Source organism: Nocardia beijingensis NBRC 16342 (genome assembly GCF_001612785.1).
Classification (GTDB): Bacteria; Actinomycetota; Actinomycetes; order Mycobacteriales; family Mycobacteriaceae; genus Nocardia; species Nocardia beijingensis.
On record NZ_BDBC01000066.1, the window covers coordinates 33,773 to 57,139 of the forward strand.

General features: G+C 69.8%; 30 protein-coding genes and 1 pseudogene. 19 read left to right on the plus strand and 12 right to left on the minus strand.

Translation table 11 applies throughout. From position 1 onward, the window contains the following. Nucleotides 1-100: 100 nt before the first annotated feature. The 3 genes from NB3_RS30225 to NB3_RS30235 all read left to right on the plus strand — a co-directional run bounded on the left by NB3_RS30225 (nt 101) and on the right by NB3_RS30235 (nt 2,311). Entirely contained in the window at nt 101-766 is a 666-nt protein-coding gene (locus tag NB3_RS30225) for a PAS and ANTAR domain-containing protein (RefSeq protein ID WP_084823797.1), read from the plus strand. Between the two features lie 147 nt (nt 767-913). Then, nucleotides 914-1,402, plus strand: coding sequence for an STAS domain-containing protein (locus NB3_RS30230; protein WP_067810044.1), 489 nt, complete (start codon nt 914-916; stop codon nt 1,400-1,402). Nucleotides 1,403-1,489: 87 nt separating this feature from the next. Continuing rightward, nucleotides 1,490-2,311 carry an RNA polymerase sigma factor SigF gene (locus NB3_RS30235; RefSeq protein ID WP_067810046.1) on the plus strand — a complete coding sequence of 274 codons (822 nt, stop codon included), beginning with the start codon at nt 1,490-1,492 and terminating at the stop codon, nt 2,309-2,311. Nucleotides 2,312-2,351: 40 nt separating this feature from the next. On the opposite strand, the gene NB3_RS30240 is transcribed toward NB3_RS30235, so the two are convergent. Beyond that, the gene (locus NB3_RS30240; RefSeq protein ID WP_067810048.1) at nt 2,352-3,305 is read right to left on the minus strand and encodes a helix-turn-helix transcriptional regulator; all 954 of its coding nucleotides are present in this window, start codon (nt 3,303-3,305) and stop codon (nt 2,352-2,354) included. 374 nt (nt 3,306-3,679) lie between these two features. Between NB3_RS30240 and NB3_RS35365 the strand changes: the two genes are divergently transcribed. Beyond that, nucleotides 3,680-3,829: a hypothetical protein gene (locus tag NB3_RS35365; RefSeq protein ID WP_157112093.1), complete on the plus strand. Its 150-nt coding sequence runs from the start codon at nt 3,680-3,682 to the stop codon at nt 3,827-3,829. Between the two features lie 45 nt (nt 3,830-3,874). Here NB3_RS35365 and NB3_RS30245 read toward each other — a convergent pair whose 3' ends face one another. Next, on the minus strand, nt 3,875-4,303 hold the full coding sequence (locus NB3_RS30245) for a low affinity iron permease family protein (protein WP_067810050.1): 429 nt from the start codon (nt 4,301-4,303) through the stop codon (nt 3,875-3,877). 128 nt (nt 4,304-4,431) lie between these two features. Then, on the minus strand, nt 4,432-5,388 hold the full coding sequence (locus NB3_RS30250) for a YihY/virulence factor BrkB family protein (protein WP_157112094.1): 957 nt from the start codon (nt 5,386-5,388) through the stop codon (nt 4,432-4,434). Nucleotides 5,389-5,585: 197 nt separating this feature from the next. Here NB3_RS30250 and NB3_RS30255 point away from each other — a divergent pair, with 197 nt between their 5' ends. Continuing rightward, the gene (locus NB3_RS30255) at nt 5,586-6,074 is read left to right on the plus strand and encodes an FBP domain-containing protein (protein ID WP_067810054.1); all 489 of its coding nucleotides are present in this window, start codon (nt 5,586-5,588) and stop codon (nt 6,072-6,074) included. A gap of 190 nt (nt 6,075-6,264) precedes the next feature. Here NB3_RS30255 and NB3_RS30260 read toward each other — a convergent pair whose 3' ends face one another. Together NB3_RS30260 and NB3_RS30265 are read right to left on the minus strand one after the other, a co-directional pair. Further along, nucleotides 6,265-6,717: a YbaB/EbfC family nucleoid-associated protein gene (locus NB3_RS30260; RefSeq protein WP_067810056.1), complete on the minus strand. Its 453-nt coding sequence runs from the start codon at nt 6,715-6,717 to the stop codon at nt 6,265-6,267. 115 nt (nt 6,718-6,832) lie between these two features. Next, a complete protein-coding gene (locus NB3_RS30265; protein WP_067810111.1) occupies nt 6,833-7,225 on the minus strand; it encodes a DUF4440 domain-containing protein in 393 nt (130 codons plus the stop codon). Nucleotides 7,226-7,297: 72 nt separating this feature from the next. Between NB3_RS30265 and NB3_RS30270 the strand changes: the two genes are divergently transcribed. After that, nucleotides 7,298-8,410 (plus strand): alcohol dehydrogenase catalytic domain-containing protein, encoded by a 1,113-nt coding sequence (locus NB3_RS30270; RefSeq protein WP_067810058.1) that lies wholly within the window; start codon nt 7,298-7,300, stop codon nt 8,408-8,410. Nucleotides 8,411-8,436: 26 nt separating this feature from the next. On the opposite strand, the gene NB3_RS30275 is transcribed toward NB3_RS30270, so the two are convergent. Beyond that, on the minus strand, nt 8,437-8,871 hold the full coding sequence (locus NB3_RS30275) for a MarR family winged helix-turn-helix transcriptional regulator (RefSeq protein ID WP_067810060.1): 435 nt from the start codon (nt 8,869-8,871) through the stop codon (nt 8,437-8,439). 75 nt (nt 8,872-8,946) lie between these two features. Between NB3_RS30275 and NB3_RS30280 the strand changes: the two genes are divergently transcribed. The 4 genes from NB3_RS30280 (at nt 8,947) to NB3_RS30295 (ending at nt 11,578) form a co-directional block, all read left to right on the plus strand. Beyond that, nucleotides 8,947-9,396 (plus strand): winged helix DNA-binding protein, encoded by a 450-nt coding sequence (locus NB3_RS30280; RefSeq protein ID WP_067810061.1) that lies wholly within the window; start codon nt 8,947-8,949, stop codon nt 9,394-9,396. A 419-nt stretch (nt 9,397-9,815) separates the two neighbouring features. Further along, nucleotides 9,816-10,562: a 4-hydroxy-tetrahydrodipicolinate reductase gene (dapB, locus tag NB3_RS30285; protein ID WP_067810063.1), complete on the plus strand. Its 747-nt coding sequence runs from the start codon at nt 9,816-9,818 to the stop codon at nt 10,560-10,562. 34 nt (nt 10,563-10,596) lie between these two features. Beyond that, nucleotides 10,597-11,097, plus strand: a complete 501-nt coding sequence (locus tag NB3_RS30290; protein WP_084823799.1) for a hypothetical protein — start codon at nt 10,597-10,599, stop codon at nt 11,095-11,097. Nucleotides 11,098-11,125: 28 nt separating this feature from the next. Next, nucleotides 11,126-11,578, plus strand: coding sequence for a flavodoxin family protein (locus NB3_RS30295; RefSeq protein ID WP_174553262.1), 453 nt, complete (start codon nt 11,126-11,128; stop codon nt 11,576-11,578). Between the two features lie 137 nt (nt 11,579-11,715). Here NB3_RS30295 and NB3_RS30300 read toward each other — a convergent pair whose 3' ends face one another. From NB3_RS30300 to NB3_RS30310, 3 genes are read right to left on the minus strand one after another with little or no spacing between them, the layout of a single operon-like run. Further along, entirely contained in the window at nt 11,716-12,558 is an 843-nt protein-coding gene (locus NB3_RS30300; RefSeq protein WP_067810065.1) for a helix-turn-helix domain-containing protein, read from the minus strand. Beyond that, nucleotides 12,555-13,082 carry a DUF6879 family protein gene (locus NB3_RS30305; protein ID WP_067810067.1) on the minus strand — a complete coding sequence of 176 codons (528 nt, stop codon included), beginning with the start codon at nt 13,080-13,082 and terminating at the stop codon, nt 12,555-12,557. The genes NB3_RS30300 and NB3_RS30305 overlap by 4 nt, the downstream gene beginning before the upstream one ends. Then, nucleotides 13,057-13,392, minus strand: a complete 336-nt coding sequence (locus tag NB3_RS30310; protein ID WP_067810068.1) for a hypothetical protein — start codon at nt 13,390-13,392, stop codon at nt 13,057-13,059. The genes NB3_RS30305 and NB3_RS30310 overlap by 26 nt, the downstream gene beginning before the upstream one ends. A 279-nt stretch (nt 13,393-13,671) precedes the next feature. Between NB3_RS30310 and NB3_RS30315 the strand changes: the two genes are divergently transcribed. The 7 genes and pseudogenes from NB3_RS30315 (at nt 13,672) to NB3_RS30335 (ending at nt 18,673) form a co-directional block, all read left to right on the plus strand. Next, on the plus strand, nt 13,672-13,953 hold the full coding sequence (locus tag NB3_RS30315) for a hypothetical protein (RefSeq protein ID WP_157112095.1): 282 nt from the start codon (nt 13,672-13,674) through the stop codon (nt 13,951-13,953). A 2-nt stretch (nt 13,954-13,955) separates the two neighbouring features. Further along, a complete protein-coding gene (locus NB3_RS35370) occupies nt 13,956-14,096 on the plus strand; it encodes a hypothetical protein (RefSeq protein ID WP_157112096.1) in 141 nt (46 codons plus the stop codon). A 131-nt stretch (nt 14,097-14,227) separates the two neighbouring features. Continuing rightward, nucleotides 14,228-14,338, plus strand: a pseudogene (locus NB3_RS34585) (flavodoxin family protein); the annotation flags it as partial. Nucleotides 14,339-14,411: 73 nt separating this feature from the next. Beyond that, entirely contained in the window at nt 14,412-15,131 is a 720-nt protein-coding gene (locus NB3_RS30320; RefSeq protein ID WP_067810071.1) for a DNA-binding response regulator, read from the plus strand. Continuing rightward, entirely contained in the window at nt 15,128-16,420 is a 1,293-nt protein-coding gene (locus NB3_RS30325; RefSeq protein WP_067810116.1) for an ATP-binding protein, read from the plus strand. Before NB3_RS30320 ends, NB3_RS30325 begins: the two co-directional genes overlap by 4 nt. Next, nucleotides 16,413-17,432: a DUF8320 family protein gene (locus tag NB3_RS30330; RefSeq protein ID WP_067810073.1), complete on the plus strand. Its 1,020-nt coding sequence runs from the start codon at nt 16,413-16,415 to the stop codon at nt 17,430-17,432. Before NB3_RS30325 ends, NB3_RS30330 begins: the two co-directional genes overlap by 8 nt. 41 nt (nt 17,433-17,473) lie before the next feature. After that, on the plus strand, nt 17,474-18,673 hold the full coding sequence (locus NB3_RS30335) for a winged helix-turn-helix domain-containing protein (RefSeq protein WP_067810075.1): 1,200 nt from the start codon (nt 17,474-17,476) through the stop codon (nt 18,671-18,673). 10 nt (nt 18,674-18,683) lie between these two features. Here NB3_RS30335 and NB3_RS30340 read toward each other — a convergent pair whose 3' ends face one another. Beyond that, entirely contained in the window at nt 18,684-19,127 is a 444-nt protein-coding gene (locus NB3_RS30340) for a hypothetical protein (protein WP_067810076.1), read from the minus strand. 148 nt (nt 19,128-19,275) lie between these two features. Here NB3_RS30340 and dapA point away from each other — a divergent pair, with 148 nt between their 5' ends. Continuing rightward, nucleotides 19,276-20,184, plus strand: coding sequence for a 4-hydroxy-tetrahydrodipicolinate synthase (gene dapA / locus NB3_RS30345; RefSeq protein WP_067810077.1), 909 nt, complete (start codon nt 19,276-19,278; stop codon nt 20,182-20,184). Further along, nucleotides 20,181-22,151, plus strand: a complete 1,971-nt coding sequence (locus NB3_RS30350) for a ribonuclease J (RefSeq protein ID WP_067810078.1) — start codon at nt 20,181-20,183, stop codon at nt 22,149-22,151. The genes dapA and NB3_RS30350 overlap by 4 nt, the downstream gene beginning before the upstream one ends. A gap of 60 nt (nt 22,152-22,211) precedes the next feature. Here the strand turns inward: NB3_RS30350 and NB3_RS30355 are convergent, their stop codons facing one another. Together NB3_RS30355 and NB3_RS30360 are read right to left on the minus strand one after the other, a co-directional pair. After that, nucleotides 22,212-22,769, minus strand: coding sequence for a WKL family lipoprotein (locus tag NB3_RS30355; protein ID WP_067810079.1), 558 nt, complete (start codon nt 22,767-22,769; stop codon nt 22,212-22,214). A gap of 29 nt (nt 22,770-22,798) precedes the next feature. Continuing rightward, the gene (locus NB3_RS30360) at nt 22,799-23,179 is read right to left on the minus strand and encodes a DUF4189 domain-containing protein (protein WP_244892149.1); all 381 of its coding nucleotides are present in this window, start codon (nt 23,177-23,179) and stop codon (nt 22,799-22,801) included. Between the last annotated feature and the right edge of the window lie 188 nt (nt 23,180-23,367).

The window sequence follows — 23,367 nt, forward strand, 5'->3', positions numbered from 1 at the left end:
CGTACGCGTGATCCCGACGACGGGATGGCGGTGATCCGGGTAGTGTCGCGGCCGCAAGCCCCTTGTATCTCGGAGAGGCATTGCACTCATGACTCAGCACATGCAACCCCATGTGTCCGACGTGCCCGCCGAGGGCTCCGTACTGCCCGATCAGCCCGCGGTGGGGAGTTTCCGGTTCTGGTTCGCTACTCGTCGCTGGGAATGGTCGGCCGAGGTGTATCGCATGCACGGCTACCGGCCCGGCGAGATCGAGCCCACCACGGAGTTGTTGCTCGCGCACAAACACCCGGACGACCGCACGCACGTCGCGGAGATCATCGAGCGGGCCGTCGAGCACGGGGAGACCTTCTCCAGCAGGCATCGGTTCATCGACCTGTCCGGCCACGAACACACTGTGCTCGTCGTCGCCGACCGCATCCTGGACGACACCGGCGCCGCGGTCGGTACCTCCGGCTTCTACGTCGACCTCTCCGACACCATTGCCGAGGCGCACCAAGCCATGCTCGCGGCGACCCTGCCGGGGCTCTACGAGAATCGCGCGGTGATCGAGCAGGCTAAGGGTGTGCTCATGCGCATCTACCAGATCAGCGCGGATCAGGCGTTCCAGGTCCTGCGCTGGCGTTCCCAGGAGACCAACACCAAGCTGCGCGCCCTCGCCCAGCAATTGATCGCCGAACTCCCGCTCGTGCCGCCGCCATCCGCGGATCTGGTCGCGGCGTTCGATCACATCCTGCTCACCGTCCACCACCGCATCCCCAGCGAGTGACCGGGTGCGGTGCGTCGGTGCGGCGCGGGCACTTCGTTTTCCGGATACCCGCCGCGTCGGACTTCGTCTATCGCGCTGACATCCACGCCGATGCCTGTCAGGCTCAAGCATGCGGTCTTGTGCCGACACCGGCCGCCGGAGGTGCGCATGACCCGTCAGCACGGCGTGGAAGGCATCCCAACCGCGGACGGCCTCCTTCTCCTCACACACGGTGAACTGGATGCGGCGACCGCCGACGAGTACTTCACCGCCATCACCGATGTCGTCGAAAACTACTGCGACACAACACTGAAACCCACTTCGGTCGTCATCGACCTCTGCGGCGTGCGTTTCCTGTCCTGCGCGGGCGTGCGCACGGTGCTTCGGCTGGCGCGATGGGGCGCGAGAGCGGGCGTCCCGGTCGGCATGACCGTGCCCGACCACGGTCCTGTACGGCGCATCGTGGACGTTCTCGACGTGGGAAGGAACGTGCCGGTCGTCGCGTGCCGCGCGCACGGCGGCATCCCCGCCCGGAGCGCGTGCCGATCGCCGGGAGTGCAGCCCCGGCGGCGTTCCCTCGAGGCGAACGGTCCCGAGAACGCACACCAGGGCCGTCGGCCGTCCGAAATACGAACAAGACCGCCCGCGAGCGCTTGAGGCAGCCGTAGCGGCGGTATCCGGCGATCATCGCTTCGCTCACCTGCTGGTGAGCGCGCCGATCGCAGAACGGAATCGAGGAAGCTCATGTCATTGGCGACCGCGAACCACAGGACCGCCACGCCCCGGCGGACACGACGCGGAACCGACAGCTACGACGGCATCGAGCCGTGGCTGGAGAAATTGTCCGCGATGGAGGAGAACGATCCGCGACGCCCGCGGTTGCGGGAGGAGATCCTGCGCCGGTGTCTGCCGCTCGCCGAGCACATCGCCCGCCGCTTCGTCGGCAGGGGGGAGAACTACGACGATCTGTACCAGATCGCCGCGGTGGGGCTGGTGCTCGCGGTCGATCGGTTCGACCCGGCGCGGGGGCCGTCGTTCCTGTCGTTCGCGGTCCCTACGATCATGGGCGAGGTGCGCCGCCACTTCCGCGACCACAGCTGGGCGGTTCGGGTGCCGCGCCGCATCAAGGAGATCCAGCTGACCATCGGCCCTGCCGTGGAACGGCTCTCCCAGCGCTTGGAACGGATGCCCACGGCCATGGAGATCGCCGTCGAGCTGAACCTGGACCTGACCGAGGTCACGCAAGCGCTGTTGGCGGGCAACGCCTATTCCACGAACTCGATCGACGCCGTCGTCGAGGACGACGACACCGGAAGCACATCGCTGCGGGTCACGGAGACCTTGGGCCAAGAGGACCCGTCCTTCCAACTGACCGACGAGGCCCTCGCGATCGCTCCGTTGCTCGCCGAACTGCCCGAGCGGGAGCGGCGCGTGCTGCACATGCGCTTCTTCCAGGGGCGGACGCAGGCGCAGATCGCCGCCGTGCTCGGCGTCTCGCAGATGCACGTCTCCCGGGTCCTGTCCCGGACGCTCGCGGACCTGCGCGAGCGCGCCATGCGGGACTGACCGCGAACACGCTCGGAGAATCCGTCGCGGTCGCTCCGCGTCACGCGTTGAGCGTGGTGTGTGGGGATCGTCCGTACGCGCCGCGATAGGCGGTCGCGAACCGCCCGGGGTGCGCGAAGCCCCAAGCCGCGGCGATCGAGGTCACGGTGTGGCCGTCGTCGGGCGAATAGTCGCGCAGCTGTTCGTGCGCCCCGCGCAGGCGAAGCCGCCGTAGATACGCCATGGGCGTGGTGTCCAGATGGCGGCGGAACGCCAGTTGCAGCGCGCGAACGGTGACATAGGAAGCCGCGGCGACATCGGCCACGCTGATGTCGTCGCGCACGTGCGCCTCGAGATACGCCAGCGCGCGCCGCACGGTGTCGGGGTGGGCGTCGTTGCGGTCGCTCGCCGTCGGTTCCAGGTGCGCGGTGCTCGGCAGGGTGTGCAGCACGGTGGCGGCGAGGTACTGCACGGCGGTGGAAGCGATCAGCGGCGCCTCGCCGGCGACGCCATCAGCGGCGAGACCGCGCAGGTGCCCCAGCACGCCGGACAGCTGCCGCGCCGCGACCGCGGAGACCGGGCGGTACCCCGTCAGGCGGACCGGTTCCAGGTCGTGCTGAGGGGCCGAAGCCGCGACCCTGGTCAGTAGCGCGGGGTCGAACATCGTGATGCGATAGCGAGCGTGGTGGATCACCCCGGAATACGGCAGGTCCGGGGGAGTGAGCAGCCCTAGTTCGCCGGGGCCGAAGATGTCGGTGGTGCCGTCGGTGTAGTTCTCCTCGATCGATCCGGAGTCCACCTCGCACAGGCAGATCTTGCCCAGCGGCTGGGCGTCGTAGTTCATGTCGAAGCTCAAGTCGAGATCGTCGAGGCTGACCGGACCGAGCATGGTGCGGGTGATGTCCGTCCGCACCGGTGCGCCCGTGCTGTTGCCGATCCGCATCCTGGTGTAGTTGAGGTTGAGGAAGTCCTCGGTGTCGCCCAAACTGTCGCTGTGGAAGGCCAATGACTCCATCGCCGCGACGCTCCTGCTTTTTCGGATACGGCATCCCGCCCAGCACGTCGTAGAGGTTTGTCGAGCCACTCTGCTCGCGTACGGACTGGTCACAACCGTTGTCACGAGGACAGGGAGGTGCGGTTGGTACCACTCGGCGCGGCGAGATCGCGATCCCGCGGCACACTGCAACAGGGGTTACCCACCCCGGCTCGGATTCAACCGGCAGGTGATCCCACTCTACCGCGCGGCCGAATCGCAAAACCGGTCGAGCGGTCCGCGCGGCCGGGCCGGGTACGTCTCGCGTGTTTCGTCCGCACCCGAGCGGCCACCCTGAGCACGAGGGGCGAAACGCCGTCCCTCCACGGAAACGTCGAACAGACGAGGGAGGTCCTATGGTCTCGCAGGACACGATCGCGCAGTTGCGCCAGGACATCACCACCGCCGCCGACGCGGGTGACGAGGCGAATGCCGAGCGCCTGCGCCGTGAACTCGCCGAAGCGCTCCGGGAAGCCGAGCAGAGCGGTGACACCGAGCGGCAGTGACCGATCGGCGGGAGCGCAGGCCGGCGCCACCGGCCTGCGCGCCGATCACCCTGCGCTCTCCCGGTTCTCGAGCCCGACGGCGTCGGCGAGTTCGCGGCGGTGACGCAGCAGCTCGGGATGCTCGGAACTCATCTCACGCATCAGATCGGCCAGTCCGTCGGCGATGGCGTTGAGCTTCTGCTGGACGGCGGCGTCGGAGCGGCTCTGGGTGTTCTGCAGCAACGCGACGAGCAGGAACGTGATGATCGTCGTCGCGGTGTTGATGACCAATTGCCAGGTGTCGACGCTCGGCAGGACGAAAATCGTCGGCGCCCACACCAGGACCAGGATCACGCAGAAGACGAAGAAGCCCGCTTTGGAGGCCAGCGCGCTGGCCGCTGTCGCGAAGCGGTCGAACACCGACAATTTCCCCTTGATATCCGACGGCATGGTGGGGGGCCTTCCGGCGGTGCGCTTTTCGGTGTGCTGAGCCATGCGAGTCCTCTCGAAAATGCCGATCCAGACGGGTTTCGAGTACCGCGAGCGGTCCCGCCGAAACGCCCCGGCCGGTCGAGGGGGCGCCGTAGCCGCGGCGCTGCCCGCGGAACCGTTGTGGTCGTTGGTTATTCGTCGGGCTCGTCGCGCGGCGGCAAGTAGGGCTCGTCGTCCTCGGGGTGGCCGTGGGCCATGCTGCGCGCTCGCGCGAGTTCGGCGTCGAGTTCGGCGCCGAGCAGCACCGCGATGTTCGAGATCCACAGCCACACCAGGAACACGACGACGCCACCCAAAGAGCCGTAGACCCGGTTGTAGGAACCGAAGTGGCCGACGTAGAACGCGAATCCCCAGGACGCGCCTGCCCAGACCAGGACGGCCAGCGCGCTACCGGGAGTCAGCCAGCGGAATCCCGGTTGCCGCACGTTCGGCGCCGCCCAGTACAGCAGGGCGAAGACCAGAGCGATCAACACCATCATCACCGGCCATTTGACGATGCCCCAGACCGTGATCGTGGCGTGCCCCAACCCCAGCCACCGGCCGATCTGCTCGGCCAGCGAACCGCTGACGACGACGCCTACCGTGCAGACACCCAGCAGCACCACCACCGCGGCGGTCAGGGCGACCCGCACCGGAACGGTCTTCCAGACCGGCCGCCCCTCCGCGATGTCGTAGATGGCGTTGGTCGCGCGCATGAACGCGCCGATGTAGGCCGATGCGGTCCACAGCGCCGACGCCAGACCGAGCAACGCCAGCGGCCCGGCCGGGGTCTGCGCTTCCTCGATGTTGTTCACCGCGTCGACGAGCAGATCGGTACCGCTGCCCGGCGCGATCTCGCGCATGGTGTCCACCAGCGCCCTCGTGTCGTCGCGTCCCAGCATGCCGAGCCCGGCGGTCAACACGATCAACCCGGGAAACAGCGACAGCACGCTGTAGTAGGTCAACGCCGCGGCCCAGTCGGTGAGATTGTCCCTTTGGAACTCGCCGACCGATCGTGTGACCACGCCCCACCACGATCGCCACGGCAGATCCGCCGGCCCGCGCAACCGGTGCCGCGCCGCGAACGTCTTCTGTGTCTCTTCCGCCACCCTCACACCTCCGCATGCGGCGGATACCCGGCGGGCCGGTCACGAAACAGCTTCGCGGGCAGCGCTGTTCGGTCCTGCCGGGTCCCACGGCGGGTGCTGCGCACGGGGCGCGGAGGGCGGAAAATCCGTTGTTCCCCGCACCGCGCAACCGTAAGGTCTCTCGGGTTTGTCCACCGATCGACCGAAGGAGAACCATCGTGGAACCCGTCACCGAGCGCGACATCAGGTCGTCGTTCGTCAATTGTTCGAAAGGCGACGCCAAACGGCTGCCGGTGCCCAAGGACCTGGACGAGCGGCCCTGGGCGGACCTGGACTTCCTCGGCTGGAGCGATCCGTCCTTGCCGGGGCGTGGCTACCTGGTCGTCCCGCAGGACGATCGCCTGGTCGGTGTGGCGCTGCGCTATGCCACCGGCGGCACCGGCCGGGCGCAGATGTGCACGATCTGCCTGACCACCCACACCGGCGGCGGCGTCTCGCTGATGACCGCGCACAAGGCGGGTGAATCCGGGCGCAGGGGCAACTCGGTCGGCACCTACATGTGCACCGATCTCGCCTGCTCGCTGTACGCGCGCAACAAGAAGCGGCCTGCGCTCGGGAGCCGGTACCGGGAGGACCTCACGCCTGAGGAGAAGGTCGAGCGGGTGCGCGACAACCTGAACATCTTCCTGGCGAAGCTCTACGCCTGATCGCTTCGCCCATCCACCGCAGCCGCCGCGCTGCCCGTCAGAACGGAGGTAGATGCCATGTGCCGACATTCGACAACCGCACGAACGAGCCACCCCGAGTCGCTCGGACCGCAACCGAACTCGGGGTGGTCGTGATTCCTCGCCGGTCGAGTCGGCCCGGACCGGCCGGGTCGTCCCGTCCGGCGAGGAATCACGGCGCCGGGTGTCGCGTCTCGGTCTGCGGTTCGTCCCGCGCTGGGTCCCACACCGCCCGCAAGCTGGGGGCGCCGGGGACCAGATCGGGCAGGTCGGGTATCGCGTCGGCTTCCGCGACCATGGGCGCGATGATCGCCGCGTGCCGGTCACGGGCCAGCCGAGCCGCCTGCCTGCCCGCTTCGGTGACCGAACGGCCCAGTTGCTCCGGCGTGCTCCGCAGCGCGGTCGGCGCGAATCGCACGTCCAGGAGGACGCCCGCCGCGTCCACCGTGACCGCCACCAGTTTGTCCGCCGATTCGGCCGTGCATCGCACGGCGGCCAGCTTGTCGCGCACCTCCGCCAGGTGGTGGCGCTGCTCGGCGAGCGCGTCCAGGATGTGATCGACCTGGTTGCGGATTCCGCTGTTGGCGGAGCGCAGCCCGTCGCGTTCCCACCGGTCCACCGGCACCGACCTCCTCGAGTCCACGTCGTTCCCGACCGTCGAATCGGGGGCGGGAACGCGGCAGGAATTGTGCGGCACACAGGGCGCTGCCGCACCGCGAACATCCCGGTGCTGGGAAGGATCAGGCAGGTGCGGCGTCGGTCTCGTGCACCGTCAGCCAGCGCGGTCCGCCGGGGTCGTCGGTCGTCAGCACGGCGGTCACCCGGCGACGAGTGACGCTCGCGTCCGTCCGATGTATCTCCAGGAACCGCACCACCGCGGTGCCGCCGGACCGCAGGAGTTCCTCGATCTCGGACACTTCGATCGCCAATCCTGGCAAGGCGTTTCGCGCACCGCGCAGACCCGCGAGCAACGCGTCGCGCCCGAGCACCTCGCCATCGGTCGTCACCATGCTGAACCGCTCGTGCTGCGCTGTCGCGAACCGGTCGAACACCTCCGCGGGCGCCTGCGAGCCGAGCCACGTCGCGAGGTCGGCGTGCAACCGCACGACCGCGCCGGCCAGATCCACCGCCATGTGCGGCATCGTACGCGGGCCGCGTGCGGCGCCCGATGTGCTCGAATCGCGGGGCGCGGTAGCGTCGGCGGCATGAAGATTCGTGGAGCGGTCCTGGAGCGGATCGCGGCGCCGGCGCCGTTCGCCGAGTCGGCGCCGATCACCGTATGCGACCTGGAGCTGCGCGAGCCTGGGCCGGGAGAGCTGCTGGTGCGGATCGAGGCGGCGGGGATCTGCCATTCGGACCTGTCCGTGGTCGACGGCAACCGGGTGCGGCCGGTGCCCATGCTGCTCGGCCACGAGGCCGCGGGCAGGGTGGAAGCGGTCGGTCCCGGCGACGGCGACATCGCGGTCGGGCAGCGCGTGGTCATGACGTTCCTGCCGCGGTGCGGCGAGTGCGCGGGGTGCGCGACCGACGGTCGCACGCCCTGCGTGCCCGGTAGCGTCGCCAACAACGCGGGCGAATTGCTCAACGGCGGGCGGCGGTTGTCCCGTGCCGGCGCCGACGTGCACCACCACCTGGGTGTCTCCGCTTTCGCCACGCACGCGGTGGTGGATCGCAGGTCGGTGGTGCCGGTCGAGGACGACGTGCCCCCCGAGGTGGCCGCCGTGCTCGGTTGCGCCGTGCTGACCGGCGGTGGCGCGCTGCTCAATTCGGCGCGGCCCGGCGCGGGCGACCGGGTGATGGTCGTCGGCCTCGGCGGCGTCGGTATGGCGGCGGTGCTGGTCGCGGTGTCGCTCGCCGCCGAGGGGCACGAGGTGATCGCGGTCGACACCGTGCCGGAGAAGCTGGCGCTGGCCAGGGAGTTGGGCGCGCACGCGGCGTACACCCCGGCCGAGGTCGCCGAACTCGGCGTGCAGGCCGAGGTGGTGGTCGAGGCCGCGGGCAACGTTCGCGCCTTCGAGACCGCCGTCGCCGCGACGGCTCCCGGCGGCACCACCGTCACGGTCGGGCTGCCCGCTCCCGACGCGCGGGCGAGCATTTCGCCGCTGGCCCTGGTCGCGCAGGGGCGCTCGATCGTCGGCAGCTACCTCGGCTCCGCGGTGCCGTCGCGCGACATCCCCGAGTACGTCCGCATGTGGCGGGCGGGCCGCCTGCCGGTGGAGCGGCTCGTCTCGGCGCATGTCGGGCTCGACGAGATCAACCGCGCCATGGACGAACTCGCCGCGGGTCACGCTTTGCGCCAGGTCATCGTCTTCGACTGACCCGAAGCGCGTCCGGCGCGAGCCGCTCAGTCGGCGGGCCGGTCCATCCGGTCGACGAATCGCTCGAGCAGGCGGGCGAACTCCGCGCGCTCGGCGGGGGTCCAGTCCGCCATGGCGGCGGCCATGGCGGTGCGCCTGCCCGCTCTGGCCGCGGCCACCGCCCGGTTCCCCGCGGCGGTCAGGCGCAGGACCGAACGCCGTCCGTCGCGCTGATCGGCGACGCGTTCCAGCAGGCCGGAGGACACCGCCTGGGCGGCAAGGCGACTGGCCCTCGGCTGATCGACGCCGAGCGCCGGAGCGAGCGCGCCGACCGTCTCGGCAGCGCCGTCGGCCACGGCGTCCAGCGCGCGGAACACGGCGACGGGAATCGCCCCGTCGCTCAGCGCACCGCGCGTCTGCCTGCGCCGGATCCGAACCATCGCCGCTTCGACGGCGACGGTGATCGCGTCGTGCTCGTCCATGTGCCCACTCTGTCATGCCCGGGATTCATATGTAAGAATACATGTAATTGTTTCTCAACATGTATAGGAGTGGCGATGGCCATCCACCGTGGCATCGGGTACTGGCTGGTGGAACTCGATCGACTGATCAACGAGCGCTTCGACGAAGACCTCGCCTCCGGCGGGTTCAGCCGCAGGCGCTGGCAGGTCACGCACTCGCTGGCCGACGGGCCGCAGCGCGCCGACGACATCCGCGACGCGCTCGACACCTTCTGGACCGACGACTCCGAATGGCCCGCCGAACTGGCCGCCCTCGTCGCCGACGGACTGGTCCGCGACGACGCGGGCCTGCTGTCGCTGACCGAGCGGGGCCGCCGCACCCACGACGAAGCCTTCGTCCGGATCGCCCGGCGCAGAAAGCAATTGGCGGAAGGGATCAGCGATGAGCAGTTCACCGAGACCATGCGGATCCTGCAACGAATGGTCGCGAACCTCGGCGGCGTTCCCGAGGCGGAGGTCGGTGAGCCGCGGGGGGCGGCGCAATAGGCGGCTGCCTCGCCTTCGCTCGGCCCGGCGCGGATCAGAGACGGACTATGTCCGGCGGTGTCCATGGAGCGGCTGCCTCGCCTTCGCTCGGTCCGGCGCGGATCAGAGACGGACTATGTCCGGCGGTGTTCATGGGGCGGCTGCTTCGCCTTCGCTCGGTCCGGCGCGGATCAGAGACGGACTATGTCCGGCGGTGTTCATGGGGCGGCTGCTTCGCCTTCGCTCGGTCCGGCGCGGATCAAAGGCGGACCGGGTTCGGCGGTGTTCATGGGGCGGCTGCCTCGGCTGTGTTCTGACCGGCGTGGGTCGAGGCTGAAGTCGGGTTGCCGCCCCTTCGCCGGTCACCGTCGGGCGGCGGGATCGCGGTCGGCCCGGCCCATTAGGCTGATTCCCGACCGGGAACGGAACGAGGAGGTGCGGTGACCATTCGGGTCGGAGTGCTCGGAGCGCGGGGCAAAGTCGGACAGGCGATCTGCGCGGCGGTGACGGCGGCGGACGATCTGGAACTCGTCGCGGCCGTCGACAAGGACGATCCGCTCGACCGGTTCACCGCGGCGGACACCCAGGTGGTCGTCGACTTCACCCACCCGGACGTGGTGATGGGGAACCTGAAGTTCCTGGTCGAGCACGGCATCCACGCGGTGGTCGGCACCACCGGTTTCGACGAGGCCCGGTTGGCGGAGGTTCGCGGCTGGCTGACCGGTCGCCCGGAGGTCGGCGTGCTGATCGCGCCCAACTTCGCCATCGGCGCGGTGCTGTCCATGCGTTTCGCCGAGCAGGCCGCCCGGTTCTTCGAATCGGTGGAGGTCATCGAGCTGCACCACCCCAACAAGGCGGACGCGCCGTCGGGCACCGCCTACCGCACCGCGGGGCTGATCGCCGCCGCCAGGGACAAGGCGGGCCGCGACCGCAGCCCCGACGCCACGACGACCGAGCTGGAGGGTGCGCGCGGCGCCGACGTGGACGGGGTGCGCGTGCACTCGGTGCGCCTCGCCGGTCTGGTCGCCCACCAAGAGGTGCTGTTCGGCACACAAGGTGAGACGCTCACCATCCGGCACGACTCCATCGACCGTTCCTCCTTCGCCCCCGGTGTGCTGCTCGGCGTACGGGAGATCGCGAACCGCCCCGGTCTCACCGTCGGACTCGACCCGTTCCTCGACCTGTGAGCGCCCGGCAGCCGGGTCGCGCCGGAGCGCGACCGTGAGCGGCTCGGAGCCGGACGACCGGAAGGGCGGCGGGGAGATCGTCAAGGTTGTAGCGCCGATCGCGGCGCTCGTCCTGGTGCTCGTCTTCTACTTCCTGCTGCTGGGCCGGATCGCGTTCAGCCTGATCGGTTCCGGCGAGGTGGCCGCGATCGTCATCGGCGTCGGCGTGCTGATCCTGCCGTTGCTCGGCGTCTGGATCGTGGTGGCCACGGTGCGCGCCGCCTTGGCGCATCAGCACCTGGCGCGGCGCATCCACGACGAGGGGCTCGAACTCGACACTTCCGCGCTGCCGCGCCTGCCGTCCGGCCGCATCGAACGCGGGGCCGCCGACGAGCTGTTCGCGACGGTCAAGGCGGAGTGGGAGGCCGACCCGGACAACTGGCGCGTCTCCTACCGCCTCGCCCGCGCCTACGACTACGCGGGCGACCGCACCCGAGCCCGCGAGACCATGCGCCGCGCGGTCGCGCTGGAACGGCACGAGCGCGGCGCCGACTGACGATCGCGCGGGCCGATACCATCGCACGGTGGCCCGGTTGCTGATCATCCATCACACGCCGTCCCCGTACATGCAGGCGATGTTCGAGGCCGTCGTCTCCGGGGCCACCGACCCCGAGATCGAAGACGTGGAGGTGGTGCGCCGCGCCGCGCTGGCCGTCACCGCCACCGATGTGCTGGCCGCCGACGGATATCTGCTCGGCAGCCCCGCGAACCTGGGCTACATGAGCGGTGCGCTCAAGCACGCGTTCGACACGTTCTACTATCCGTGCCTCGACTCCACGCGCGGGCGTCCGTACGGCTTGTACCTGCACGGCAACGAAGGCACCGAGGGCGCGGAGAAGGGCGTCACCTCCATTACAACCGGGCTGGGGTGGGTGAAAGCCGCAGAATACGTAGTGGTCTCGGGTAAGCCGTCCAAAGGCGACCTTGAAGGGTGCTGGGAACTCGGGGCAACGGTGGCGGCCCAGCTCATGGAATGAGCAGATCGTTTCAGGCGAGTTGGCTGGAGCTCATCGCGTCGCGCTCTGCGTCCGCCGCCTCGTGGCGATATGAAGGCCGCACGCTCCCGAGACGACGCCGTAAGACTGATTGGCGATTCTCCAGCGGTCCGCCAGGCTCACCCAGCCCCCGCACGCCGCTCCAGCGCTCGCACGATGAGCGCTCGGGCGGCGTCGCCGTAGACGGCCTGGTTGTGTAGCCCGTCCCAGAGCCGTTCGTACAGCTCTAGCTCACTCGGTGCGGTGATGGTGAGTTCGGCGCTGGCGGTTTCGATCAGCGCTTGCCGACGATCGAACAGGTGGAAGCTGCCGGAGAGGTAGACGAACCCGGCTCGCAGCGGGACGACGCCGAAGCCCAGGCGCGGATTCCCGAACGCCACGTCGAGCAGGTGCCGCAGTTGCCCGGCGGTCACCTTGTCGTCTCCGAGCGTGGTGTGTAGCGCCGCCTCGTGGACCAGCACGACCACCCGCGTGCCGCCGCTGCGCAAGATGTCCTGCCGTGCCATCCGCGCTGCAACGGCGGTGTCCAGATCGTCGAGAGTGCCGAGAAATCCGATGCACTGCGCCAGCACCGCACGGGCGTACGGCTCGGTCTGGAGCAGGCCCGGCACGATCGTCGGGTTGTAGATGCGAAGCTGGCGCGTCTCGGATTCGAGTTCCTGACCGCGCTGTTGTCGGCGGGTGTGCCCGGTCGCGGTGATCCGCCGCCACTCGGCCCACTGCGCCCGGACGTTGCGCAACGACGCGACCAGATCGGGGAGCACGAGCTTCGCGTCACACACCCGGCACCACACCGCCAGGTCCGATTCGCTCGGCATCTGCTTGCCGTGCTCGATGCGGGATGTCTTGGACCAGTGCCACCCGGCAGCGGTGGACAACTGCCGCCCGTCCAGCCCGGCATCTTTGCGCAGTTCTCGAAGTCGTGCTCCAAGAGCCACTTTCGCCCGTGCCGCCCCGTTCATCGGTCCGCGTACTCCTCGAACGGAGTCGCCGCCGACCACACCCGGTCGCGGATCGCGACCGCGTGCGCGACGATCACGGGCTCGTCGGTCAGAGCTGCCCCCACCCAGAACCCGCGCGCATCGAACAGGGAGAACGCCACCGCCCGCTCATCGAACAACCAGAAATCCTCCGTGGCCGAGTCGGACGAATCGGCGTCATGACGTGCCAGATAGCGGATGTCCTCACCGGCCGCGACATTGTGGCGGCTCAGCGCGAGCAGATACCGCGTGTAGAGCGTGTGCGGCTCGGTGACGATACGGGCACGCCGCACCGCCACCCCGCGCGCCACCGTGGCGGCAACGTGGTTGGTCCAGCCCGAGAACCATTCCCCTCCGGGGTCGGTGGTCTCGTCGGCACGGAAAGCGGACAGCGACTCGGATTCCGACTCGCTGGCGTAGTCGTCGTGCGTTTCAAGGTGGAAGGCGGAATGCTGCGCGGTGGCGAACACCGGTCGCAGCTCACCAGCGCCGTGAAGCAGGCGCATCCGGGCGCACCTCCTGACCGATCGGCACCAGCACGGCCGTCTCATGGGCGGGAATCTGCATGATCGCCAGTGCTTCCGGGTCGGTGACAGGCTCGCCCGTCAGCAGGAATGTCCCGTGCCCCGTGTCGCGCACACCCGATATGCAGGTGCCCGGCTCGGTGAACCACAGCAACTTGTGCGGGATCTCGACGGTGCCCGGGTCGTCGGTCAGCCAACCCTGCGCCGCGTAGCGCGGCGGATCGGTTTCGGTGACGTAGAGCCGGGGCGATCCGTCGCCACCGGATTCACCGCCGATGAATCGAACCTTCATGGTGCTGTCCTCTCGTGGCGCGTGTGTGGGCCGAAGTGTGCAGCCGTGCGTTGATTCTTCTGTCTTGCTCAGTCTTCGACAACACTTGCGCACTCACGCGCACTTTTCTATCGGTATGGCGCTTCGCACGCTTAGCGTGCATTTCCAAGCCCCGCCGCCGGGTCGATGTCGAGGCGACAGTCTCGGCACGCTGCCCCTGCTGTGGTGCTGGGGTCCGTGACTACCTCCCCGGCGGCGGGTGCCACTGGACGACGGGAAGGGGCGGCCGTGGACCTACCGATGCGACGACGGACCGATGAGGACATGCGGAAGCGGGCGCTCGCGCCGATTGACGGCCCACGCTGCTACCTCCACCACGACGACGCCTCGTGGTCGCTCGTCGGTGGCGATGGACGGCCGGTCAGCCCGGAGGCGTACTACGCCGAGCTGGATGCCGACGTGGCGGCCGCCCTCGGGGCCGCGGAGAGCACGGCCGTGGACGCGGAGCTTCTGACCGCCGTCCTTCGTGGCCTGACCGCGATCGGCGGGGAGCCGATCTCGGTGCGGGACTCGGAGGTCTGAGGATGTGGATCACGCTCGGATGGGTGCTGGTCTTCGCGCTGCCCGGCGCCGTGCTGGTGGCGGTCGTCTGCTGGCCGGAGCGCCTCCCGAAGGACCGGACAGTGGAGGCGATCCGGCAGCGCATCGAGGACGAAGACGGCTGACGCGCAGCGCCGCCGTCCACGCGGTACTCGGCATTCCCCTCGACGCACCGGCCGCCTGCGCCGTCGAGCTGAGACCGGTGTGGACGAGGGTGCGGAGCGGGGTCGGCGCCGAGCGTGGGCGGCATCGCGACGGCTGGGAACAGGCGGCCGCCGCGGTCGTGGTCTCCGGTCCGCCCGCCAAGGACGATCTGCGGCGGTGCTGGGAACTCGGCGCCACGCTCGCGGCCGGGCTCATGCCGTGACCCCCCGAATTCTGGTGTCTGACCACGGCACGCCATTGCCCGGCATACTGTCTGCGATGTTGTCGCGGTGGGGATGTGTACGAGTAGCTCGGGATGGGAGAACCAGGTGACCTGGGCCGAAGGCAGCGAGAACGCGCCGCGTCGAATCGGATTGGTCGAGGACCACGAGTCTGTGGCGATCGGTCTCGCCGCGATGCTCGCACCGGAAACGGATCTCGATCTGGTGCTGACCGCGGGCACCGTGCCGGAACTGCTGGCCGCCGCCGACGGCGCGCCGCAGCTGGATCTGGTGGTGCTCGACCTGCGGCTGGCCGACGGGTCCTCGCCCGAGGACAATGTGCGCGCCCTGCGTGACCGCGGCATCGAGGTACTGGTCTTCACCGGCGCGGACAACGCGTTCCTGGTGCGCTCCGCCGCGCGCGCCGGGGTGCTCGGTGTGGTGCGCAAGTCCGAGGACGTGCCGACCGTCGTCGCCGCCGTGCGTCGCGCGGCCAGCGGCGAGCAGGTGGTCACCACCGACTGGGCCGCCGCCATCGACGGGGATCCGCAGTTGTCGAACGTGGGCCTGAGCCCGCGTCAGGAGGAAGTGCTCACGCTGTACGCGTCCGGGGAGAAGGCCTCCCGGGTCGCGCGGCTGACCGGTCTGTCCGAGCAGACGGTCAACGACTATCTCGGCCGGATCCGCCAGAAGTACGCCGACGCCGGTCGGCCGGCGCCGACCAAGACCGACCTGTACAAGCGGGCGGTGGAGGACGGGTGGCTCCCCGTGCCAGAGCGGCAGCCGCGCGGATGACCGCGTCCAGCATGCTGGACACCCCGTCGCATCCTCGCTCCCTCCCACTCGAACGGCCACGTGCGAGCCGTTGGCGTCGCGGCGTCCTCGCGTTGTCCCGGGAGAAGGTCTCCGAGGGCGCCGCCGATCGGATCCTGCGTCGGTTCGGCTTCGCCATCGGCATCGCGGGCGTGATCGCCGCGGTCGTGGAACTGCCCGAGATCGCCGATCAGAGCCGGTTCGTGCCCGTCCGGTGGACGGCCGTCGAGGTGGCGCTGGCGTTCGGGCTCTTCCCGGTGCTCGCGGTCGTCTCGGTCGGAATGAGTACGCGTGTGATCCAGCGGGTGGCCGGTGCTGCGGCGGTGAGCTTTCTCGGGGCCATGGCGGTGGTTCCGCTGGCGTACGCGGTGCCGAATGCCGAAGAGGCGGCCTCGGTGTGGCTGTACCGGGTGCTGGCGTTGGGTGTTCTCGCGGCCGTGCTCGCCTGGCGTCCGCCGCTGGCCGTGGCCTACCTGGTGGTGGGCGCGGCGTTCAGCGCGCTGGTCAATCTGATCGTGCTGCGCGAGACCACCGCGCTCGCGCTGCTCGGCGATTTCGCCAGGGCTGCCGGACTGAGCGCGCTGTTCCTGTGGTGCGTGATCTATGCCAGGGCGGCTGCGGCCCGAGTGGATCGCGAGTCGGCGATCGAGAGCAGCCGCGCCGCGGCGGTCGCCGGTGCGGCGGCCAGGGAACGGGAACGCGCGCGGTTCGCCGCGCTGATCCACGACGCGGTGCTGTCCACGCTGCTGGACGCCTCGCGGGCGGGGACCGAATCTCCGGTGCTGCGCCGCCAGGCCGAACGAACCCTCGAACAACTCGACGAGTGCCGGGTCGCCGAGACCGAACCCGACCGCTTGGACGCGCAATCCGCCATCGGGTTCCTGCGTTCGGCCGTACACGAGGTGAATCCCGGCATCCGGTTCACCACGCGGCGCTGGGCCGGATTCGACGATCTGCACCTGCCGGTGGACGCCGCGAGCACGATCGCGGCCGCGCTGGCCGAAGCCGCGCGCAACAGTCTGCGGCACGCCACCGTCGCCGGGCGGGAGGTGCGCAGGACCGTCACGGTGACGATCAGCGCCGGTGGTATTCGCGTGGTGTTCCGCGACGACGGCGCGGGTTTCGACCTGAGCGAGGTGCCGGTCGATCGGCTCGGCATCTCGGTGAGCATCCTGGGCCGCATGCGTCAACTGGCCGGTGGCGCCGGGTTCGTGGAGTCGGAGCCGGGTGAGGGGACGACCGTGACGCTGGTGTGGGGCGGAAATGGCTGAGCCGGAAACCGAATTCGGTTTGCGTGATCTGCTCGGGCTCCGCGACCGCGCGGCCTGGTTGTTCCTGGCCGTGCTGGAAGCGACCATCGCGCTGTACATGATCAGGAACTTCTCGGAATCGCCTGTGGCCGCCGCGATCGCGGCGCTGATCGTGCTGGCGCTGGCCGGTGTCGTGGTGGTGGCGGCGCCGACCGATCCGCTGCCGTGGCAGGCGACGGTGTTCGTCGCCGCCTCCGGTCCGCTGGCCACCGCGCTGACCTCGTTCGATGTCGAGCACGGTTGGTCGAAGCAGGTGTGGACGGCGTTCGCCGCCTCCTATGTGCTGGCGGTGCTGGTGCTGCGCGGACGCTTGGCCGCGGCCTGGCTCGGTGTCGCGGGCATCGGCGTGGTGATCGCCGTGGTCGGCGTGGTGGCCGGTCTGCGGGCGGGCGTCGTCGTCGGTTCGATCGTGCCGGTCGCCACGGTGGCCGGCGTCTCCCTGTTCGCGGCGATCATGCGGCCCACCCAGCGATCGCTGCGGCTGCTGCGCGAGGAAGCGGCCATGCGCGCGGCCGCGGAGGCCGCGATGGCCGCGGAGAACTCCGAACGCACCCGGCAGCTGGCGCGGCTGGACGCGGTCGCGCGCCCGATCCTGGAACGCATCGCCGACGGCGACGAACTCACCGCGGCCGAGCGGGAACAGTGCAGGCTCCTGGAAGCCGAACTCCGCGACGGGCTGCGGGCCCCGCAGCTGGCCACCGACCAGCTCAGCAGCGCCGCCCGCGGCGCCCGTTCTCGCGGCGTCGAGGTGATCCTGCTCGACGACGGCGGTTTCACCGGCGTCCCGCATCGGGTGCGCCAGCAGGTGATCGACGCGGCCACCAGGGAACTGGACGCCGCCAACGACGGTTCGGTCACCGTCCGCATCCTCCCGACCGGCCGCCGCATCCTGGCCACCGTCCTGGCCACCGCGTCCGACCGCGACCGCCGCACCGAGATAGATGCCACCGGCGCGATCACGGTATCCACCTGACGCCCCAACCCTGTCGGTGCCTCGTGGCATCGTTGTGCGTCATGCGGAAGATGGGTGCGGCGGCGGCGCGGCGAACGGCATTGGCGGCGCAGGGTTTCGGGGCGCGCAGGCCCGGCCGGATCACGCGGCGGACGGTGCTCGGAGTCTTGGACCGGACGCAACTGCTGCAACTGGATTCGGTGTCGGCGGTGGTGCGGGCGCATTACGCGCCGGTGTTCAGCCGGATCGGCCCCTACGACCGCACGATCCTGGATCAGGCCGCTTGGAGCAACGGCTCGCGGCGGCCACGGTCGCTCGTCGAGTATTGGGCGCACGAGGCGGCGCTCATCCCGGTCGAGGACTGGCCGCTGCTGCGCTGGCGGATGCGGCGGTACGAGCACGGGCGTTGGTCGGGCATGCGCAAGGTGGTCGAGCGCAATCCCACCTTGGGCAAGGACATTTTGGACGTGATCACCGCGGTGGGCCCGGCCACCGCGGGTGAGGTGGAGCGCCACCTGGAGCTGGACAAGCCACGTCCGAAGGGCTCCTGGTGGAATCTGAGCGATACGAAGATGCTCTGCGAGCAGCTCTTCGCGGCGGGCGCGCTGTCGGTGGCCACGCGCGTCGGCTTCGCCAGGCACTACGACCTGACCGAGCGGGTGCTGCCCGCCGAGGTGCTGGCGCGCGACGTCGCCGAGCGGGACGCCGTGCGTGAGCTCGTGCTGCGCGCCGCCACCGCACACGGCATCGGCACCGAAGCCGACCTGCGGGACTACTACCGGCTCCAGCGCGCCCAGACCGAACCGGCCATCGCCGATCTGGTGGACGCGGGGGAGCTGATCCCGGTGGAGGTGGCGGGCTGGGGGAAACCGGCTTATCTGCGGGCGGGCGCTCCCACGCCGCGCCGCGTGGAAGGCGCTGCGCTGCTGTGCCCGTTCGACCCGCTCATCTTCTTCCGTGCCCGCACCGAGCGGATCTTCGACTTCCACTACCGCATCGAGATCTACACCCCCGAACACAAGCGGGTGCACGGGTATTACGTCTTCCCGTTCCTGCTCGACGGCGAACTCGTCGGTCGCGTCGATCTGCGGGCGGAACGCGCGAACGGCCGGTTGTGGGTGCCCGCCGCGTTCGCCGAGCCCGGGTACGACACCGCGGCCACCGCACACGCCCTCGGCGGCGCGCTGCGCGAGATGGCCGACTGGCTGGAACTGGACGACGTGGTCGTCGGCGATCGCGGCAATCTCGCCGCGCTGCTGTAGCGCGTCCGGGTCAGATGTCTCGTTTGGGCCCGTACCCGCGCATCTGGTCGCGCAAGGCTCCGTGGACGGCGCTCGACAGCCACGAGTTCAGGGACTGACCGCTCTGTGCGGCAGCCTCTTCCGCCCGCGCCTTCATCTGCTCCACCAGCCGCAGCGTGACCCGGCTGATGTCTCCGGTCATCTCCTCGAAGCTGGGGGTCTCGTCGCCCGTCGTGCTCTTGCGCACATCGATGGAGGCGTCGGTGCCGTCGACCGAGACGTGCACCGTTCGGTCGCCGAGCGCGGCGCTGACCTCGGCCGCGAGCTCCGACAGTGCGGCCAGCAGCACCAAGCGGGCCGGGCCTTCGGTGGCCGCCGCCAGTGCGGCGGCCGTGGCCTGCGTCTTCTCGTCACCGAGTGCCGCGGCGGCGACCAGGTTCTCGCCGAGCCTGCTGGTGTACTTGTTCAAGTCCATGATGTCAGTGTGACGCCATTCATGACATCAAGCAAGCGCCAAAATGACATCATCCATCGGTCGGTGATATGGATTCGCGTCCTTGTTGCGGCCTGATCGCCGACGACGGTGTCGAGGGTGTGTCCCGGACCGGGTAGCCTTTCTGACCATGACGAACGGTGAATCGACGCCAACGGAGCTGCGTGCGTCCGGCACGGTAGGTGTCGCGATGGTGACCCCCTTCAGTGCCGACGGCAAGCTCGACGTCGATGCCGGGGTCGCGCTGGCGGCCCGCCTGGTCGACCGCGGCGTCGACCTGCTCGCGATCTCGGGGACCACCGGTGAATCGCCGACCACCACCGAATCGGAGAAGGCGGATCTGCTGCGTGCCGTCGTCGACGCCGTCGGCACGCGCGCGACCGTGATCGCGGGGGCGGGCACCTACGACACCGCGCATTCGATCGAACTCGCGCGCAACGCGCAGCGGGCGGGTGCGCACGGTTTGCTCGTGGTGACGCCGTACTATTCCCGGCCCTCGCAGGAGGGGCTGGTCGCTCATTTCACCGCCGTCGCTGATGCCACCGACCTGCCGGTCACCCTCTACGACATTCCAGGACGATCGGTGGTGCCGATCGCCAGCGACACCATCCGCAAGCTCGCCGAGCATCCGCGCATCGTCGCGGTCAAGGACGCCAAGGGCGACCTGAACATGGGCGCCGACCTCATCGCGAGCACCGGCCTGACGTTCTACTCCGGCGACGACGCGCTCAACCTGCCCTGGCTGTCGGTGGGCGCGGCCGGATTCATCAGCGTCATCGGGCATCTCGCGCCCGAGCAGCTGCGCGCGCTGCTGGAGGCGTACACCGCGGGCGAAGTCGTGCGCGCCCGCGAGATCAACGTGACGCTGCTGCCGCTGCACGCCGCGATGGCGCGGCTGGGCGGCGTCGCGATGAGCAAAGGCGGACTGCGGCTGCTCGGCATCGAGGTCGGCGAGCCGCGGCTGCCCCAGCTGATGCCGACCGGCGACCAGTTGGAGGCGCTGGCCGCGGACCTGCGAGCGGTCGGAGTGCTGTCGTGAGCGAGTCCCTACCCCGTCGTCGCCGCAGCGCGTCCCGCCCCGCGGGAGCGCCCGCACCCGCCGCGCCGGCACCGCAGGCGGCGCCGCCGGAGACCGTCGCGCTGCCCGAGCCCCCGCTGGCCGAAACGTCGGTTTCCGCCGCACCGGCCGAGCAGCCGGCAGCACCCGCGCAGACGCGCCGAGCGGCCAGATCGCAGGATTCCGGGTCCCGCCGAGCGGGTCGTGGACGGGGACAGTCCGGTGCACGACGGGCCGAAGAGCCTCCGGCGAAAGCGGATCCGATCGCGGCGCACGACCGGCTCGGCGCCCCGCCCGCCCTGCCCGAGAACGGCCTGCGCGTGGTCGCACTCGGCGGCATCGGTGAAATCGGCCGCAACATGACGGTTTTCGAGTACGGCGGCAAACTGCTCGTCGTCGACTGCGGTGTGCTGTTCCCGGAGGACCAGCAGCCGGGTGTCGATCTGATCCTCCCGGATTTCCGCCCCATCGAGGACCGGATCGACGACGTGGTGGCCGTCGTGCTCACCCACGGACACGAGGACCACATCGGCGCGGTGCCGTTCCTGCTGCGGCTGCGGCCCGATATCCCGGTCGTCGGCTCGAAGTTCACCCTCGCGCTGGTCGCCGCGAAATGCCGGGAACACCGCTTGCACCCGAAGCTGATCGAAGTGACCGAGGGGCAGCAGACCAGCCACGGCCCGTTCGGCTGCGAGTACTTCGCGGTCAACCATTCCATTCCCGACGCGCTCGCGGTCGCCATCCGCACGCCCGCGGGCGTCGCCCTGCACACCGGTGACATCAAGCTCGACCAGCTCCCGCTGGATGGACGGCTCACCGATCTGGCGGGGTTCTCCCGGCTCGGTGACGAGGGCGTCGACCTGTTCCTGGTGGACTCGACCAACGCCGAGGTGCCCGGTTTCGTCACGCCGGAGCGGGAGATCGGCGGCGTGCTGGACTCGGTCATCGGCAAGGCGAGCGGCCGGGTCATCGTCGCGTCCTTCGCCAGTCACGTGCACCGCATCCAGCAGGTCGTCGACGTGGCCCAGAAGTACGGGCGGCGGGTGTGCTTCGTGGGCCGCTCCATGGTCCGCAATATGCAGATCGCCCAGGATCTGGGTTATCTCACCGTGCCGGACGGCGTGGTCGTCGATCTCGATGTCGCCGCCACCTTGCCCAGCCACCGCCTGGTGCTGATCTCCACGGGTTCGCAGGGCGAGCCGCTGTCGGCGCTGTCGCGCATGGCGCGCGGCGATCACCGGCAGATCAACATCCGTCCCGACGACCTGGTGGTGCTGGCCTCCTCGCTCATCCCTGGCAACGAGAACTCGGTGTTCGCGGTGGTCAACGGCTTGGCCCGGCTCGGGGCAACGGTGATCACCCAGCAGAACGCCAAGGTGCACGTCTCCGGGCACGCTTCGGCGGGCGAGCTGCTGTATCTGTACAACGCGGTGCGGCCGACCAACGCGATGCCGGTGCACGGCGAATGGCGCCACCTGCGCGCGAACGCGGCGCTGGCGGTGGCCACCGGGGTGCCGCAGGAGCGGGTGGTGCTGGCCGAGGACGGTGTGGTGGTCGACCTGGTCGACGGCATCGCCTCGGTCGTCGGCCGGGTGCCGGTGGGCCACGTGTACGTCGACGGACTGTCGGTGGGCGACGTCGGGGAGTCGACGCTGTCGGACCGGCTGGTGCTCGGCGAGGGCGGATTCATCGCCATCACCGTCGCCATCGACGAGACCACCGGCAAGGCGGTGAGCACGCCGGAGCTGAGCGGACGCGGCTTCTCCGACGATCCCACCGCACTGCTGGACGCGGCGGAGCTGGTGGAAGCCGAACTGCTGCGGCTGGCGGGCGAGGGCGTCACCGACACCCATCGCATCGCGCAGGGCGTGCGCCGGGTGGTCGGCCGCTGGGTGGCCGATACCTACCGTCGTCGTCCGATGATCGTGCCGACCGTCATCGGGGTCTGACCCCGGAGCGCGAAAAGCGCCGGACAGCGGGGCTGTCCGGCGCTTCACGTATCGGTGCGCCTACTCCTGGCAGGCGGCGGACTCGATCTTCGCGCTCTTGACGATGTTGCAGGCGAAGGTGTGGTCGACCTTCCACTGGCCGCCCTCGGACACGAACTGGATGAACGCGTCGTCCACCGGGGTGCCGTCGATGGTGACCTTGGCGTCGGCCTTGAGCTTGCCGTCCTTCGGGTCGCCCACGTTGGTGACCTCGACGGTGACCTTCTGCTTCTTCGCGGCGTCGACGAGGTTGGCGACCAGGTAGGGATCCTGCTCGGCGGCCTGGATCCAGCTGATCTTCTCGGTGTTCGGCACGTTGGGGTCGAACGCCTTCTGCAGCCGTTCGTTGAGCTGCTGCGCGGTGGGCTTCGGCAGTGCGGGCGAGGACGGCGTGGTCGGCGCGGAGCCGGCCTCCTTGTCGCCCTTGCCCGAGCCGCCTTCCAGCTCGCCGGCCGGGTGGCCGGGGTTGGCGCTGGTGCTCGTGGACGAGGAGTCGTCGTTGGAGGCGCACGCGGTCAGCGAGCAGGCCAGTGCGGTGAGGACGACGGCCACGGTGGTCCGGAAAGTGCGGTGCTTCACGTTGTTTCCTTCGACTCGAAGTCCGGGCGTCAGCCGTGGTTGGACGTGCAGTTCCAGTGCACGATGTAGGCGTCGGAATCGTTGTGCGCCAAGGCCTGGCCCTGCGCGCCGCGTCGCGACGAGGCGTATCCCCAGCTCCAGGTGCCGGTGCCACTGGAATACGCCACGGCGCCGCAGCCGTTGCGGAACCAGACCACCGACTGGCAATCCGCCGCGCCGCAAGAGTTCACGGCGCGTTGTTCCGCGGCAGCCGAATTCGGGTAGTCGTAGGAGTACCCGATCAAACCGGTGGAGGTGGACAGCGCGATCGCGCCGTAATTGTTGGTGTAGGCATTCGCGGCGGGCGCGCTGACAGCCAGCGCCGCACCTACCGCCGCGAGCGCGGCCACACCGGTAGCAACCTTCTTCACGAGGATTTGCCCCTTCTTGTCATTGGCCCACGACCCGATGGACCGAGTGACAAGGTACAGAGCCGACTCTCATTACGCTAGCCGGAGATTTCCCGGCAGGGAGAGCGGCGAACGCCGTGACCCGGCCGCGCGCCGCGGGAAGGCCCCGGCGGGAGAGCGCCGCGGTTGCCGTGACCGCGACGCGTCGT

Bases quoted from the DNA above. Each gene is read 5' to 3' on its own strand.
- NB3_RS30225 (WP_084823797.1), top strand. From the start codon at position 101: ATGCAACCCCATGTGTCCGACGTGCCCGCCGAGGGCTCCGTACTGCCC.
- NB3_RS30230 (WP_067810044.1), top strand. From the start codon at position 914: ATGACCCGTCAGCACGGCGTGGAAGGCATCCCAACCGCGGACGGCCTC.
- NB3_RS30235 (WP_067810046.1), top strand. From the start codon at position 1,490: ATGTCATTGGCGACCGCGAACCACAGGACCGCCACGCCCCGGCGGACA.
- NB3_RS30240 (WP_067810048.1), bottom strand. From the start codon at position 3,305: ATGGAGTCATTGGCCTTCCACAGCGACAGTTTGGGCGACACCGAGGAC.
- NB3_RS35365 (WP_157112093.1), top strand. From the start codon at position 3,680: ATGGTCTCGCAGGACACGATCGCGCAGTTGCGCCAGGACATCACCACC.
- NB3_RS30245 (WP_067810050.1), bottom strand. From the start codon at position 4,303: ATGGCTCAGCACACCGAAAAGCGCACCGCCGGAAGGCCCCCCACCATG.
- NB3_RS30265 (WP_067810111.1), bottom strand. From the start codon at position 7,225: ATGGCGGTGGATCTGGCCGGCGCGGTCGTGCGGTTGCACGCCGACCTC.
- NB3_RS30270 (WP_067810058.1), top strand. From the start codon at position 7,298: ATGAAGATTCGTGGAGCGGTCCTGGAGCGGATCGCGGCGCCGGCGCCG.
- NB3_RS30275 (WP_067810060.1), bottom strand. From the start codon at position 8,871: ATGGACGAGCACGACGCGATCACCGTCGCCGTCGAAGCGGCGATGGTT.
- NB3_RS30280 (WP_067810061.1), top strand. From the start codon at position 8,947: ATGGCCATCCACCGTGGCATCGGGTACTGGCTGGTGGAACTCGATCGA.
- NB3_RS30300 (WP_067810065.1), bottom strand. From the start codon at position 12,558: ATGAACGGGGCGGCACGGGCGAAAGTGGCTCTTGGAGCACGACTTCGA.
- NB3_RS30305 (WP_067810067.1), bottom strand. From the start codon at position 13,082: ATGCGCCTGCTTCACGGCGCTGGTGAGCTGCGACCGGTGTTCGCCACC.
- NB3_RS30310 (WP_067810068.1), bottom strand. From the start codon at position 13,392: ATGAAGGTTCGATTCATCGGCGGTGAATCCGGTGGCGACGGATCGCCC.
- NB3_RS30315 (WP_157112095.1), top strand. From the start codon at position 13,672: ATGCGACGACGGACCGATGAGGACATGCGGAAGCGGGCGCTCGCGCCG.
- NB3_RS35370 (WP_157112096.1), top strand. From the start codon at position 13,956: ATGTGGATCACGCTCGGATGGGTGCTGGTCTTCGCGCTGCCCGGCGCC.
- NB3_RS30320 (WP_067810071.1), top strand. From the start codon at position 14,412: ATGTGTACGAGTAGCTCGGGATGGGAGAACCAGGTGACCTGGGCCGAA.
- NB3_RS30325 (WP_067810116.1), top strand. From the start codon at position 15,128: ATGACCGCGTCCAGCATGCTGGACACCCCGTCGCATCCTCGCTCCCTC.
- NB3_RS30330 (WP_067810073.1), top strand. From the start codon at position 16,413: ATGGCTGAGCCGGAAACCGAATTCGGTTTGCGTGATCTGCTCGGGCTC.
- NB3_RS30335 (WP_067810075.1), top strand. From the start codon at position 17,474: ATGCGGAAGATGGGTGCGGCGGCGGCGCGGCGAACGGCATTGGCGGCG.
- NB3_RS30340 (WP_067810076.1), bottom strand. From the start codon at position 19,127: ATGGACTTGAACAAGTACACCAGCAGGCTCGGCGAGAACCTGGTCGCC.
- dapA (WP_067810077.1), top strand. From the start codon at position 19,276: ATGACGAACGGTGAATCGACGCCAACGGAGCTGCGTGCGTCCGGCACG.